This window comes from Aeromonas popoffii (genome assembly GCF_037818705.1).
Lineage (GTDB): Bacteria > Pseudomonadota > Gammaproteobacteria > Enterobacterales > Aeromonadaceae > Aeromonas > Aeromonas popoffii.
The window spans coordinates 977,109-991,898 of the sequence record NZ_CP149129.1 but is presented as its reverse complement, the minus strand read 5'-3'; the positions used below and the strand labels follow the sequence as shown (position 1 = coordinate 991,898).

Sequence of the window (14,790 nt, the reverse complement as noted above, 5' to 3'; positions counted from 1 at the left end):
GGCGACGATGAATCTGTGGCACAGGCCCCTCACCGCCAACGAGCTGCGCCAATGTCTGCGCATCGCCTTTGGCTGCACCCTTGGCTTCCTGCTCTGCAAGCTGTTTGGCTGGAACTATGGCGTCCTCTATACCGTGACCCCGGTATTGCTGCTGGGCATGGTGCCTGTGATGAACGGCCATGCCGCCCGTCAGCTGATGGCGGCCGCCGTTATCTGCGGGGTGGAAGTGGGGCTGCTGGGAGGGCTGTTTGGCGGCCATCCCGGCCTGATGATCCCCATCGCCTTCCTGTTGTTTCTCTACCGCTTTGCCGCCATGTCCCGGGGCAGCCTGTTCCTGTTTGGCGCCAATGGCGTGATGAGCCTCAGTATCATGCTGCACTTTGCCAGCTACCCGCAAACCGATCTCAACGACCTCATCTTCAACAATCTGTGGGCCAGCACCCTGTCGGTGCTCATCGCCTACCTGATGACGGCACTGATCCCGGATGTGGAAGAGCGGCCCAAGCCGGCTGCGCCCCCCAAGGCACCACACCGGATGCGGCACGAGGCCCTGCTCGGCGCCAGCATAGCCACCCTCTCCTTCATGGTGTTCCAGATCTTCGACTTGCGGGACTCCATGTCCGCCCAGGCCACCACCCTGCTGCTGCTGTTTCCCATGCACTGGAACGGTGCGCTGAGCTACGCCCGCAAGCGGGCCATGGGCACACTGCTCGGTGTGACCTTCGGCCTGCTCGGCCAGCTGGTGCTCTACGACTGGTCCGGTTTGCTCCTGCTGGTCGCCCCCATGCTCTGGCTAGGCGCCATGCTGTTCAGCCACGCCCATGTGAAGGAGGCGAGCGGCTCCGGGGTCGGCTTCGGCGCCCTCACCACCCTCGGCATACTGTTTGGCCAGTACCTGGCCCCGGGCAACGATCTGGTGTTCAGCGCCCTCTATCGGGTGAGCAGCATACTGTTTGCCATCGTCGCCACCCTGCTGGCCTGTTACCTCATCCACCGGCTGCTTAACCGCTTCGAGGCGACTCGGTTCGGTTATTGACCCGCCGTTGTTAGCTCAAGGAACTGCTGTTTGTCGCCCCGTGATGCCTACCGGGGCGTTTTTTTGTCCGCGTGTTGCGCCAGCCACTCTGATCGGGCAACACCGGCAACTGGTGGTCACACGACGGAGGGGCACAATGGCACGAGTTCACGACGGCTGGCCGTGGCCCTCTCACAGGAGATGAACGACACCTGCGCTGCCCCCGTGCTGATCGCCGCCGAGGATGACGGGCCCCTTATTGCGCGCTGAACAAGGAGAGTGGCCAGCCACAGGGAGAGGCCATGGTCAGGCGCTTCAAGGAGGGACTGCAGAAGATCAAAAACAATGACGCCAACGAGGCGCGGGTGCGGGACTTCGCAGCCAGGCTTGGACTGCGCTGAACAATTTTTCAGCAGCTCCGGCGATATATATCGAACCCGGCCCGAACCGTGCTACTGTGGCCCCTCACTTACCGGCCGATTGCGCTCTGCACCTGATGACAGGCTTGTCATGCAAAAGAGTCGCCAGCCAGGGCAGCCCTTGCCCACCTCTCACCCTCAACCTGACGTCGCCAGACCAGCTGTATTGACCCGATGCCATAAGGCGCATCCCTTCCCCGTCGCAGCCTGTTCTCACTGTTGTTATCTGCTATCCACTCTTTTTACTGCGACAGCGGCCATCCCGACGAAAACAAGCTTCAAGCCAGCGGCCTGAGGCGATTTTCTGTTTGGCGCAGCCCTGCCGCCCACACAGGACACATTGACATGATTGCCTACCTCATTCTGGTGCATCGCTATCCCGATCAGTTCAAGCGCCTGTTCAAGGCGATTTACCACGACAGCAACCACTACCTGATCCACGTGGACAAGAGCTCGGGTCCTGAGCTGCAGCAGGAGATAATCCGTTTTCTGGCGGATTACCCCAACGCTGGCATGCTCCCCAGCAAGAATGCGCTCTGGGGCGGTTACAGCCTGGTGGATGCGGAGCTGCGCGGCATAGCGGCGCTGCTGGAGCAAAACAAGGAGTGGGAGTTCTTCATCAATCTGAGCGCCCAGGACTTCCCGCTGCGCTCCCAGAGTGACATTCATGACTTCCTGCGCGATCACAAGGGCAAGGATTTCCTCAAGGTCGCGGATCAGCGCCAGCACAGACCGGACACCCTGCACCGCATCGATCACTATGTGACCGAAACCGCCCAGGAGCTGGTGTGCGAACCGGTGAAGACCCGTCCCTACCTGGAAGGTGTGACCCCCTACATTGGCAATCAGTGGATGATCCTGAGCCGGGCCTTCTGCGAATTCGTCAGCCACAGCCCCGAGGTCGATCGTTTCAAGGATTTCTACCGCCACACCCTGATCGCTGACGAGGGCTTCTTCCAGACGGTGATCATGAACACCAGCTATCAGGGCCAGATAGTCAACGATGACAAGCGAGCCATCGACTGGATCCCCATGGGTGACATCAAGCTGCGCCCGCGCGACTACACGGTGCACGACGCCGAGGCCCTGCAACAAAGCGAGCACCTGTTCGCCCGCAAATTTGACGAGACCATAGACAGCGACATTCTGGATATCCTAGAGCAAGCCATGAGATGCCCCCTCGACACACCTGTCATCCGGCAAGCTGCATTGGTATGACAATGCGAGTCATCCGGACACTTACCGACGCAATCCGCCTCCGGGAAGATTGCGACTTGGGCACAAACTGGTAGGCTCAAGCCGGTTGATACCGATGGAGAGTTCAAGATGAAGCACGCCAATATTCTGTTGCTGGGCATCACGGCCCTGACCCTGCTGAGCGGTTGCGAACGCGGGGCCACCACATTGAGCGTGACCGGCGGCGATCCCGTCACCTATCTGTGTGAGCAGGGCAAGAAGGTGCAGGTGAGTTACTTCGCCCTCTCCGACCAGAGCCTGAATTTCGTCAAGCTGGCACTGCCCGATGGCAAGGATTACACCCTGCCGCAGACAGTCTCCGCCTCCGGCGCTCGCTATACCGATGACCATGAGGCCATCTGGTGGAACAAGGGGGAGGGAGGATTCGTCGAGATGCGCGACAAGGATGGCGAGTGGCAGGGCGTCTACAACGACTGCAAACAACAGTAATGAGAAATCCCGGCCTGGCCGGGATTTTGTTATTTAACCTCGATATCCAAGCGACTCACGACACGCACCGGTATGGCGTCCGGGTTCTGCTCGGCGACCCGATAGCGGGTCTTGGCCAAACCCGACAAGGCGAAGAGATCCAGCACACCGGGCGGCTCGGATGCCACCCTCTCGGAACTGAACAGGTTGCCATTGGAGTCTATGAGATAGCGGATCGCCACATACCCCTTGCCGGGCAGGTCTCCTACAGGGCGGAACCACCCAGTCTCTTCTTCCTGTACCCCGTACCCTGACAACTGCTCCGGGGTCATATCGATCGGCGGCTGGTTCAGCGTCACTGTGGGGCTCGGGGTCGCGCAGCCCCCAAGCAGGCCGAGCACAGCGCCCAGCAGCAAGACATTCAAACGCATTCAACACGCCTTGTTGAGTCGGCTCAGGATGACGCGGCGCCATCCTCCGGCACGATGGCCGACCAGTGACGGTAACAAGTCGACGCCGTTTGAACGTCATAAAAAAGCCAACCCGGTCGGGTTGGCTCAGCATGCAACGGATAGCCTGATTCAGCCACGCCTGTCACTCACCACCAGCCAGAGCGCATGCACCATGCCGGGCAGGCCACCGAGCAGGGTCAGCACTATGTTGATTAAAAAGTGCAGGCTAAAACCCACCTGGATAAAAGCGCACACAGGGGGCAGGAAAATGGCCAGCAGGATCTTGAACAGATGACTCATCTCGGCTCTCCTCGTCAATGATGTCGTCGATATAGGGATGGGCTAACCATAAACAGCCTTGGCTTCAACTGCAAACCAGAGAGGGAATACGCTCACCCGCTTCACCCCTGGCATTGAGGTTGTGGATCTGCTGATTGCTGCTGCCACGCCAGAGCAGACCCGGGTCCGCCAGCGCTTTTTCGAACTTGCCATCCACCAGCACATCCAGCAAGGCAACCAGCTCGCGCTGGGCATCTGAGAGCTCATTGAGCAAATAACCGGTCCAGCACCAGATATCCTTGCCCGGACACTCGGCCCGCACCCGTTTCACCAGCGCCAACACGTGAGGCACGTTGGCCGGGTGGAGCGGATCGCCGCCGGAGAGCGACAGACCTCGCCGCTTGATGCGGCTGTCGTTAAGATCCCGGATGACGCGATCGCTCATCGCCTGATCAAACCGTTGGCCACCATCGAGCCGCCAGGTGCTCTGGTTATAGCAGCCCGGACACAGGTGCTCGCAGCCCGACACAAACAGGGTGGCGCGGGTGCCGGGGCCGTTGATCACATCGACCGGGTAGTATTGGTGGTAGTGCATCGCTTGTTTCCTGCCTCGCTCATGGCAGAGCGGCATGGCTGCCGCCCTCCAATGAAAATGGCCCCTTGAGTCAGGGGCCAGCGCTTCATCGCGTTTGCGCTCACATATGTTTGACGCGGCGCTTCACTTCTTCCTGCTTGCCCGCATTGAAGGGGCGCGCATCCGGGCTGCCGAGGTAGCCGCAAACACGGCGGGTCACCGACACCTTGGCCGGATCGTGGTTGCCGCAGCGCGGGCAGGTAAAGCCCTTGGAGGTGCACTCGAACTCGCCGGTAAAGCCGCAGTCATAGCACTCGTCGATGGGGGTGTTGGTACCGTAGTAGGGCACCTTGTCATAGCTGTAATCCCAGACGTTCTCCAGCGCTTCCAGATTGTGCTGGATGTTGGGGTACTCGCCGTAGCAGATGAAGCCGCCGCTGGCGATGGGCGGATAGGGCGCCTCAAAGTCCAGCTTGTCGTACGGGTTGACCTGCTTCTCCACATCGAGGTGGAAGCTGTTGGTGTAATAACCCTTGTCGGTCACGCCCGCCACCACACCAAACTCCTTGGCATCGATGCGGCAGAAGCGGGTGCAGAGGTTCTCGCTCGGGGTGGAGTAGAGGCTAAAGCCGTAGCCTGTCTCCTCTTTCCACTCGTCGGTCGCCCTCTTGAGCCGCGCTATGATGGCGATGGCCTTCTGGCGCAGGGTGTCGCTGTCAAACAGATGGACATCGGTGCCAAACAGGGCGTTGATGGTCTCGTGCACCCCGATATAGCCGAGCGAAATGGAGGCGCGGCCGTGCTTGAAGATCTCGCTGACGTTGTCGTCTGCTTTCAGACGCACGCCACAGGCCCCTTCCATATAGAGGATCGGCGCAACCCGCGCCTTGACCCCGTCGAGCCGCTCGATGCGGTACATGAGCGCTGTCTTGGCCACGCGCAGGGCGGCATCCAGCTTGTCCCAGAAATCCGCCTCATCGCGAGATTTCAGGGCGATGCGCGGCAGGTTGAGGCTGACCACCCCTATGTTGTTGCGTCCTTCATGGATCAGCTCGCCATTCTCCTCATACGCGCCGAGGAAGGAGCGACAGCCCATGGGCGTCTTGAAGGAGCCTGTCACCTTGACCACCTGGTCGTAGTTGAGGATGTCCGGATACATCCGCTTGGAGGCACACTCCAGCGCCAGCTGCTTGATGTCGTAGTTGGGATCGCCCTGCTTGTGGTTGAGGCCATCCTTGATGGCGAACACCAGTTTCGGGAACACGGCCGTCTTTCTGTTCTTGCCAAGGCCGGCGATGCGGTTACTGAGGATGGCGCGCTGGATCAGCCGCGACTCCCAGCTGTCGCCAAGGCCGAAGCCGAAGGTGACGAAGGGAGTCTGACCGTTGGCGGTGTGCAGGGTATTGACCTCGTACTCCAATGACTGGAAGGCGTCGTAGCACTCCTTCTCGGTGCGGGCCATGGCGTAGGCGTCCACATCGTTGATGCCCCACTCCTCGGCCACTTCCCTGTGTTTCTGCCAGCTGATGGTCACATAGGGGGCCAGTACCTCGTCAATGCGGTTGATGGTGGTGCCACCATAGATGTGGCTCGCCACCTGGGCGATGATCTGGGCGGTCACGGCGGTGGCCGTGCTGATGGATTTCGGGGTATCGATCTCCGCATTACCCATCTTGAAGCCGTGGGTCAGCATCCCCTTCAGATCGATCAACATGCAGTTGAACATCGGGAAGAAGGGCGAGTAGTCGAGATCGTGGAAGTGCAGATCGCCGCTCTCGTGGGCCTGCACCACATCCCGGGGCAGCATGTGGCTGGTGGCGTAGTGCTTGGCGACGATACCGGCCAGCAGGTCACGCTGGGTCGGGATCACCTTGGAGTCTTTGTTGGCGTTCTCGTTGAGCAGGGCGGCGTTGGTCTGCTCGACCAGACCACGGATCTCCTGGGCCAGCCGGCCGCGGGCCTCGCGAGCCTGATCCCGGTCGTGACGGTATTCGATGTAGGCACGGGCGATGGCCTTGTCGTCGGAGGCCATCAGATGGTTTTCAACGCGGTTCTGGATCTCGTGGATATCCACCTCACCACGCCCTTCCAGCTCCTGACTGACCGCGCTTGAGATACGCAGTGCCAGAGCCGAACTGGCCTGATTGACCGCTTCTGCCGCTCGGCCCACTGCCTCGGCAATCAGCTGGGCATTGAATGGTGCGCGACATCCGTCACGTTTGATCACAACCGGTTTCATCGATTTTCCCCGTTTAAAAGGCCAGGCATTTGCCTCTGGCTCACCCTTGTTGGGCCCCCCTCCCGGCATCTCATCCTGGACGCAAATAAATTCAGCCGAGACTTGACAAGCCCGGGCTGAAGATAGGAAGGGAACAGCTTATACACAGCTTGATAACACAACATATAGGGATTAAAAACGAATGCATCCCTATATATGGTGCCTATTAGGCACCAAAGCGCGGCCTTATTTCTTGATCCAGAACAGGTTTTGAGGCGAGTGGCGCAGTTCCCGACCAGTGAAAAACAGCCCCATAAAAGGGCATCCCAAGCCTGGTAAGGGCTGGCGTTCGATGGGACCATGACAGTAAAAAGCGCCCCCCTGCGACCATAGTTGACGAGGGTACCCGTGGCGTAAAACAGGCATAATGTACGGAATGTCATTGCCATCAACGGGACCCGACATGGCCAAGCCCCTGATACTGCTGCTGTGCCTCCTGCCCTACCGGTTGTGGGCGGCCGAGATTCTGGTGATCAGCAGCTATCACCCCGAATACCTGTGGGATCAGAGTTACAACGCCAGCCTGCAGGCCCATCTGAGTGGCGAGAACCACGTCAGCCACTTCTACATGGACACCAAGCGCCAGCCCAATGGCGATGTCGACAAGATTGCCCAACAGGCACTGGCCCTCTACCAGCAGATCAAGCCGGATCTGGTGGTGCTCGGTGACGACAACGCCATCAACTATCTGGCCCACGAGATTGCCTCCCTCGGCACCCCCGTGGTGTTTCTCGGTATGAACGAGAACCCGCGCCACAAGGGGCTGGTCGGCCACCCCAAGATCACCGGCGTGCTGGAACGTCCCCTGCTCAAGCGCAACATCAGCGAGATGAGCCAGCTGATGGGTGGCATCAAGAAGGCACTGGCACTGTTTGATTCCAGCAACGTGGCACTCACTGCTATCGAGGATGAGTTCAAGAGCCAGACCGATCTGCGGGTCGGCCAGACCCGGGTCAACAGCCAACTCATAGGTGACTACAGCCTCTGGCAGGAGACGGTACTCAACGCGAGAAAAAATGGCTACGAAGCTCTCTTTATCGGCCTCTACCACACGCTGGTGGACGATGCTGGCAAGCACGTCAGCGAACAGACTGTGCTGGAGTGGACCAGTGCCCACAGCCCTGTGCCCATGTTCTGCTTCTGGGCGTTTTCGGTGGGCTCGGGCAGGGCCATCGGCGGCCTGGTGCTGGATGGTCGAGATCAGGGGGCCAAGGCGGCTGGGCTCGTCAACGCCATCCTGGCGGGGGCTCAGCCCAACACGCTGGCGCCGCGCGCCGCCCTGCGCGGCGAGTATATATTCAGCAAGCACGAGCTGGCCCGCTGGCAACTCACCCTGCCCGACAAGTGGCGCGACAAGATCCTGTTGCGTGAGTGATTCACAGCAACAAAAAAGAGAACCCGGCCTCGCCGGGTTCTCTTCTTATCAGACAGGGCCAGCAGCCACCTAGGCTTGCAACGCCTGTTGCAGCTCTTCTTCGGTCCAGATGGTGATGCCGAGCTCCTGAGCCTTGGTCAGCTTGGAGCCTGCCGCCTCCCCCGCCACCAGCACATCTGTTTTGGCCGACACCGACCCCGCCACCTTGGCCCCCAGCGCCTGCAGCGCCGCCTTGGCGTCGTTGCGTGAAAGCTGGGTGAGGGTGCCGGTCAACACGAAGGTCTTGCCGGCAAAAGGCTGATCGCTTGCCGCCTTCTTCTCGATGGCCGGCCAGTGGATACCGGCCGCCAGCAGGGCTTCCAACACCTCCACATTGTGGGGCTGACGCAGGAAGTAGTAGACGTGCTTGGCCACCACGTCCCCCACATCCGCCACCGTCAGCAACTGCTCTACCGTGGCGGCCCGCAGGGCTTCCAGGGTGAGGAAGTGATTGGCGAGGTTGAGCGCGGTCGCTTCCCCCACCTCGCGAATGCCCAGCGCAAACAGGAAGCGCGGCAGGGTAGTGCTGCGCGCCGCATCGATGGCCGCCACCAGATTGAGTGCAGATTTTGGCCCCATACGCTCCAGCCCGGCGAGCTGGATGGCGTTGAGGCTGAACAGGTCGGCCGGGGTCTTCACCAGTCCCTTGTCCACCAGCTGCTCGACAATCTTGTCGCCAAGGCCGTCCACATCCATGGCGCGGCGCGCGGCAAAGTGCTTGATCGCCTCCTTGCGCTGCGCCTCGCAGAACAGACCGCCGGAGCAGCGGGTCACCACCTCCCCCTCCAGCCGCTCCACCGCAGATCCACAGACAGGGCACTCGGTCGGGAAGAGGATCGCGCGGGCATCAACGGGGCGCTGCGCCTCCACCACGGCGACGATCTGCGGGATCACGTCCCCTGCCCGGCGCACGATCACCGTATCGCCGATCATCACCCCGAGCCGTTCAATCTCGTCAGCATTATGCAAGGTGGCGTTGGAGACGGTGACGCCACCAACGAACACGGGTTTCAGCTTGGCCACTGGGGTCACGGCGCCGGTACGGCCAACCTGAAACTCGACGTTCTCAAGCTCGGTCATCTCCTCCTCGGCCGGGAACTTGTGAGCCGTGGCCCAGCGCGGCGCGCGGGCCGCAAAACCCAGCTCCTCCTGCAGAGCGATGGCATCGACCTTGTAGACCACGCCATCAATCTCGTAAGGGAGCTCGCCACGGCGAGCCAGGATGTCATCATGGAACGCCTGACAACCGGTCGCACCCTGCTTGAGTTTCACCTCCTGACTCATGGGCAGACCCCACGCCTTGAGCTGGCACAGGCGAGCGAAGTGGGAATCCCCAAGCTGATCGCCACCGACCCCGACGCCATAGGCGTAGAAGTTCAAGGGACGATTGGCGGTGATGCGCGAATCGAGCTGACGCAGGCTGCCTGCGGCAGCATTGCGCGGGTTGACGAACACCTTCTCCCCTGCCGCCAGTGCCTTGGCATTCATCGCCTCGAAACCGGCCTTGGGCATAAAGACTTCCCCCCTCACCTCTAAACGAGCTGGCCAATCCTCACCCCGCAGGGCCAGGGGAATGGCCTTGATGGTACGCACGTTCTCGGTGATTTCCTCACCCGTGGTTCCATCGCCGCGGGTGGCGGCCTGCACCAGCTGGCCATCCACATAGAGCAGGCTCACCGCCAGACCATCGAGCTTGGGCTCGCAACAGAAGGCGAAACTCACCTCCTGCTTCAGACGATCCCTCATGCGCTGCTCGAACGCCTGCAACTCCTCGCTGCTGAACACGTTGTCCAGGCTCAGCATGGGGATCTCGTGGCGCACCTGTTTGAAGGCGAGCAGAGGTTGACCACCGACCCGTACGCTGGGTGAGGCCGAGCTCTTCAGCTCGGGATGGTCGGTTTCCAGCGCGATCAGTTCACGCATCAGGCGATCGTATTCGGCATCCGGCACGGTCGGCTCCTCCAGCACATAGTACTGATGGCCGTATTCGGTGAGCAGTTCACACAGTTGACGGTGGCGGGAGAGGGTTTCGCTCATGGAGAAGTCTCGGACTGTGGTTGAAATAATTAAGTTAACCGCACAAACAAAAATGCGGCACCTGGGTACCGCACTTTCTTATTCATTCGACCCGCATGGCGTATCAGTCGCGACTGGCCTCGTAGGCAGCCAGTTCGTGCCGGTAACGGGCTATGGTCTCGTCACTCAGCGGGCTGCGATCCATGTCAGTCAGCATGGCATCCAGATCGCTGGCCAGCTGATCGGCAGCCTGCAACATGTGCTCGAAGGCAAAGGCGGCATTGCTGCGCAGCGGCAACTGCATGAACAGGGAGACACCTGGGGTGTCGAACTGCTCCATCCGGTAGGGATTGAAGGTGCCTGGCTTGACCATGTTGATCATGGAGAAGAGCACTTCCCCCTTGCCGTTGAGATCCTCGTGGCGATGGAAGATGTCCATCTCGCCAAACTTGAAGCCCAGCGCCATCAGGGAGGCCAGCAGGGTGGCCCCTTGCAGGTCATGACCGGGGCGCGCCATTAGGTTGATGACATAGACATCCTGCCAGATCTTCTCGACCGGCGGGGTATCGAGCTGCGGCTCACGGACGGGCTCTTCATACACGGGCTCCTCGTAGGCAGGCTCGGGGACTGCATAACGGGCCTGCTTGTATTCAGGTGCCGGCGCCTGAACCGGTTCGCGCACACCGAACGTCGGGGCTGTGGCATAAGCCGGTTCGACCAGGGGTTCATCATCCAGCGGCTGCAACAGCGGCTCACGCTGGGGGCGTGAACGGTGTACCGGGGTACGACGGATCACCTGGGCAGGCTTGTGTACCGGCGCAGCAGGCGCTGCCTCTACTGTCTCGGCCTGAAGCGCCTCGAGCTCCTCCTCGTCCTCTTCGTAGACGGGGGGCGGGGCAACCGGGCGAGCGACAGGCTTGCGCACCACGGGGGGTGGCAGCTCGGCGTCATCATCCTCATCATCGAAGGCGGGGACGGGCGTACGGCGGCTGACATCCGGCTGACGAGCCTCGTCGCTGTGGAGCTTGGGCTCGGCACGACGGCTGCCACTGACCACGCGCACCTGACCAATGCCATCGCTGTCGAAGGCGTCATTGTCACGAGTTCGTGATTTGGATTCCATCCGGCCCAGAGGTTTCTCTTTGATCGGTGCCTGACGATTCTTTCTGTTGCTCCACAGCCCGTGAATGAGCAATGCCGCAATAGCAATACCGCCCAGGGCAACCAAGATGTAACGCAATTCCTGCATTAGCTGCTTCTCTTTCTAGTTTTGCTCAGCCAAAGCGACGGCTTCACCGATATCGACCGACACAATGCGAGAAACCCCGGGCTCTTGCATTGTGACGCCAACCAGTTGCTCAGCCATCTCCATGGAGACCTTATTATGACTGATGTAAACGAACTGTACTGTGCTCGACATCTCTTTGACAAGAGAACAGAAGCGACCGACGTTCACTTCATCGAGCGGTGCATCCACCTCATCCAGCAGACAAAATGGTGCTGGGTTGAGTCTGAAGATGGCAAAAACCAGCGCAAGTGCGGTTAACGCCTTCTCCCCCCCGGAAAGCAGGGCAATGGTAGCATTCTTCTTACCCGGAGGTCTTGCCATGATGCTCACTCCGGCTTCCAAAAGATCATCCGAGGTCAGCTCAAGCCAGGCACTGCCACCCCCAAACACTTTTGGAAAGAGGGATTTTAAATCTTCGTTGACCTTATCGAAAGTGTCCCGGAAGCGTATTTGTGTTTCTTTATCAATTCTTTTAATGGCTTGGCTCAAGGTTTCCAGCGCCTGTTCGAGATCCTGGCACTGGTTTTCCAGGTAGTTTGAGCGGGTTTTTGCCTCTTCATACTCCGCCAGCGCCGCCAGGTTGATGGCACCGAGCGCCTCCACTTGCGCTTCCAGCGTCTGGATCTCTTGGCGCAATTTGCCGCGATCTGCGGCGATCAACACCGCCTGATCGAGGTCCACCAGCCGCACACCCAACTCGTCGAACTGCTCGTGCAGCCCCTGACGGCGGGTCAGGTTGCGTTCGCGCTCCAATCTGAGCTGGGCCAGCTTCTCTTGCAGGGTCACCAGCTGCTTGTGATCGGCGCTGCGAGCCTGCTCCAGCTCGGTCAGCTGGCGCTCCAACTCAGCCAACCGTTGATGGCAGGCAAGTTGCAGCGCTTCCAGGTTGCGCTGCTCGGCCAGCAGGGGCGACAGATCCTGACCCTGTGTGGCTCCCGGTGCCTTGAGTTCGGCCAATTCCAGTCCGAGCCGGGCCAGCTCCTGCTCACGCAGCGTGATGAGCTGGCGCTGATTCTGCAGCTCCAGCTGCAAACGCTGGCAGCCGGCCTGCTGCTGCTCCCGGCGCAGGCGAGCCTCTTCCACCGCCCGTTCGGCACTGGTGACCCGCTCCTGGGCATGTTGCAGCGCCTGAGCCAGCGGCTCACCCTGCTCCTGCAGTTCGCCAAGCCGCGCTTCATCCAGCTCGAGCTGCTGCAGGGCAGCAGCCAGTCGCAGCGCCTCCTCGGCCTGCTCCTTGTCCAGCCTGATCAGCTCTTCGCCAAGCTGGCCGAGCCGCTGCAATCGCTCCTGGCGCTGACCCTCGCGCAGGCTCCAGGCTTCACGCAGTCGCTGCCACTGCGGCTCCTGCTCGCGCACCGTGCGCTGGGCCAGCTCAAAGGCGCCGTGCAGCTGGGCACGCTCGGCATCGGCCGCGCCCAGTTGCTCATTCAACAGGCCAAGTGCCTGTCGGCCTGCCGCCAGTTCTGTGTGTAACCGCTCACGCTCACCAAGCAGCGCCAGGGTACCGAGCGCCCCACCCTGACCCAGATCGGCCCAGTTGGAACCAAACCAGTCTCCCGCCGGGGTCAGTACCGACTCACCGGCCAAGAGGCCTGGCTGGCGGGCCAGCGCCGCCTCCCGGTTTTCCGCCAGCCAAATGGCATTGAGAAAGGCGGGAATGTGATCGCCCTCGAGCCGGGCCGCCAAAGTACCGGCAACCGCGGGCAGGGCCGGGCCAATCCAGAGTCCGCTCTGCTCAAGGTTGCAATCGTCCCCTGGCTGGGCGGTGAGCCAGCGCCCCAGTACCTTGTCCAGCGCCTGGGCCCACTCGGGCGTCACCTGCAGCCGATCCGCCAGGGTGGCCCCCACCATCTGCTCCCCCAAAATTTGGTCAAGCGTGGTAAGACGTGCTTCAAGCTCGCGCAGCAGGCCGCCCTGCTGACCCTGCTCTGACTTGCGCTCTTCATGGCGGGCCACACTGGCCTGCCACTGTTCATCGAGCTCGGCGAGCCGGGCGCGGGAGAGCGCCAGCTCGGCCGTCAGGGCATCCAGCGCGGGTTGCAGACTCTCCCCTTCCCCGCCGGGGGGGCCAGCCTGTTCATCCTCCAGCTTGAGGCGGGCCAGCCGGGTCTTGGCCTGCAGCTCTTGCAGACCATTCACCTGTGCCCGGGTCTGGTTGAGCTGCCCCTGTAACTGGCCGAGCTGCTGCTGCCACTGCTGCTGCCGCTGCCGAGCCTGCTCCAGCTGCTCGCCGGCTACCTGGCGCACTCCCTGCTGGTCGGTGAGCAACTGCTCACACTGTTCGAGTCGCGCCGATTCAACCTCCTCTCTGAGGGTGCCATCGGTCAGCTGCTCATGCTGGCTGGCCAGCTGGGCCTTGATCGCCTCGATACGCTCGCCAAGCGCCTGACGTCGGGCCTGCCAGTCGCGGCCAAGTTCGCTCTGGTGCAACTGTTGTTGTTCGAGGCGGGCGATGGCCTGACCACCGAGAAAGATCTGTTGCTGACGGCTCGCCTGCTCGGCCTGGGCCTCCTGACGGGCCACCGACAGGGTGACGTGGCGCCCCTCGTCGGCGGTGCGCTTGGCATCCAGTGCCGCCAGCGCCTGTTCGGCTTGGGCCAGCTCGGCCTTGGCCTCGCCGAGGCGGCTCTCCAGCGCCCACAGCTCGGAACCGATGAGCTCGGCCCGGGCGGCGCGACTGCGGCCCTTGAGCTGCTTGTAACGCTCGGCGGTTTCGGCCTGGGCTTTCAAATGCTCGAGGCGCGATCCCAGCTCGCCACGAATGTCGCCGAGCCGCTCCAGGTTCTCCAGGGTATGACGGATGCGCTGTTCGGTTTCGCGGCGCCGCTCCTTGTAGCGGGAGACACCGGCAGCCTCTTCCATGAACAGCTTGAGATCGGCAGGGCGCGACTCCACCAGCCGGCTGACGGTGCCCTGCTCTATGATGGCGTAGCTGCGCGGGCCCAGACCTGTGCCAAGGAAGAGGTCGGTGACATCCTTGCGGCGGCACTTCTGGCCGTTGATCTGGTAGTAGTTGGAACCGTCGCGCAGCACCTCGCGGCGCACCGAAATTTCGGTAAAGCGGCCAAATTCACCGGGTACCCGGTTGTGGGGGTTGTCGAACACCAGCTCCACCGAGGCGCGGCCGTGGGGGCTACGGTTGATGGATCCGTTGAAGATGACATCCGTCATATTCTCGCCGCGCAGATGGCGGGCCGAGCTCTCCCCCAGTACCCAGCGCACGGCATCGATCACGTTGGACTTGCCGCAGCCATTGGGTCCCACCACGGCGGTCATGTCGGCCGAGAACTCGATACGGGTCGGCTCGACAAACGACTTGAAACCGGCGAGTTTGATCAATTTCAGACGCATGGGAGCCTATGTGGGTAACGAAATAAAGAGGAGGCGGGC

General features: G+C 61.4%; 11 protein-coding genes and 1 pseudogene. 5 read left to right on the top strand and 7 right to left on the bottom strand.

Annotation, left to right across the window (positions count from 1 at the left end; all coding sequences use genetic code 11):
* The first annotated feature begins 7 nt into the window (after positions 1–7).
* From WJM78_RS04770 to WJM78_RS04760, 4 genes and pseudogenes are all read left to right on the top strand, one after another.
* A complete protein-coding gene (locus tag WJM78_RS04770; RefSeq protein WP_108535893.1) occupies positions 8–1,036 on the top strand; it encodes a DUF2955 domain-containing protein in 1,029 nt (342 codons plus the stop codon).
* A 195-nt stretch (positions 1,037–1,231) separates the two neighbouring features.
* Positions 1,232–1,317: pseudogene (locus WJM78_RS22775) on the top strand (transporter); the annotation flags it as partial.
* A 462-nt stretch (positions 1,318–1,779) separates the two neighbouring features.
* Entirely contained in the window at positions 1,780–2,652 is an 873-nt protein-coding gene (locus WJM78_RS04765) for a beta-1,6-N-acetylglucosaminyltransferase (protein ID WP_339014113.1), read from the top strand.
* Between the two features lie 108 nt (positions 2,653–2,760).
* Positions 2,761–3,120, top strand: a complete 360-nt coding sequence (locus WJM78_RS04760) for an MliC family protein (protein ID WP_042038216.1) — start codon at positions 2,761–2,763, stop codon at positions 3,118–3,120.
* 29 nt (positions 3,121–3,149) lie between these two features.
* Here the strand turns inward: WJM78_RS04760 and WJM78_RS04755 are convergent, their stop codons facing one another.
* The 4 genes from WJM78_RS04755 to nrdD all read right to left on the bottom strand — a co-directional run bounded on the left by WJM78_RS04755 (position 3,150) and on the right by nrdD (position 6,643).
* Positions 3,150–3,530 (bottom strand): hypothetical protein, encoded by a 381-nt coding sequence (locus WJM78_RS04755; protein ID WP_339014108.1) that lies wholly within the window; start codon positions 3,528–3,530, stop codon positions 3,150–3,152.
* Between the two features lie 150 nt (positions 3,531–3,680).
* Complete coding sequence (locus WJM78_RS04750; RefSeq protein WP_042038214.1) at positions 3,681–3,851, bottom strand: YqaE/Pmp3 family membrane protein; 171 nt, start codon at positions 3,849–3,851, stop codon at positions 3,681–3,683.
* Positions 3,852–3,915: 64 nt separating this feature from the next.
* Complete coding sequence (gene nrdG, locus WJM78_RS04745) at positions 3,916–4,425, bottom strand: anaerobic ribonucleoside-triphosphate reductase-activating protein (RefSeq protein ID WP_339014104.1); 510 nt, start codon at positions 4,423–4,425, stop codon at positions 3,916–3,918.
* Positions 4,426–4,525: 100 nt separating this feature from the next.
* Positions 4,526–6,643: an anaerobic ribonucleoside-triphosphate reductase gene (nrdD, locus tag WJM78_RS04740; RefSeq protein ID WP_339014101.1), complete on the bottom strand. Its 2,118-nt coding sequence runs from the start codon at positions 6,641–6,643 to the stop codon at positions 4,526–4,528.
* 442 nt (positions 6,644–7,085) lie between these two features.
* On the opposite strand from nrdD, the gene WJM78_RS04735 reads away from it, so the two are divergent.
* Positions 7,086–8,057, top strand: coding sequence for an ABC transporter substrate-binding protein (locus WJM78_RS04735; protein ID WP_339014098.1), 972 nt, complete (start codon positions 7,086–7,088; stop codon positions 8,055–8,057).
* Positions 8,058–8,126: 69 nt separating this feature from the next.
* Here WJM78_RS04735 and ligA read toward each other — a convergent pair whose 3' ends face one another.
* The 3 genes from ligA to WJM78_RS04720 form a co-directional block, all read right to left on the bottom strand.
* Complete coding sequence (ligA, locus tag WJM78_RS04730) at positions 8,127–10,133, bottom strand: NAD-dependent DNA ligase LigA (protein WP_339014095.1); 2,007 nt, start codon at positions 10,131–10,133, stop codon at positions 8,127–8,129.
* A 103-nt stretch (positions 10,134–10,236) separates the two neighbouring features.
* Positions 10,237–11,361 carry a cell division protein ZipA gene (zipA, locus tag WJM78_RS04725; protein WP_275931112.1) on the bottom strand — a complete coding sequence of 375 codons (1,125 nt, stop codon included), beginning with the start codon at positions 11,359–11,361 and terminating at the stop codon, positions 10,237–10,239.
* A 15-nt stretch (positions 11,362–11,376) separates the two neighbouring features.
* Positions 11,377–14,751 carry an AAA family ATPase gene (locus WJM78_RS04720; RefSeq protein WP_339014092.1) on the bottom strand — a complete coding sequence of 1,125 codons (3,375 nt, stop codon included), beginning with the start codon at positions 14,749–14,751 and terminating at the stop codon, positions 11,377–11,379.
* Positions 14,752–14,790: the final 39 nt, after the last annotated feature.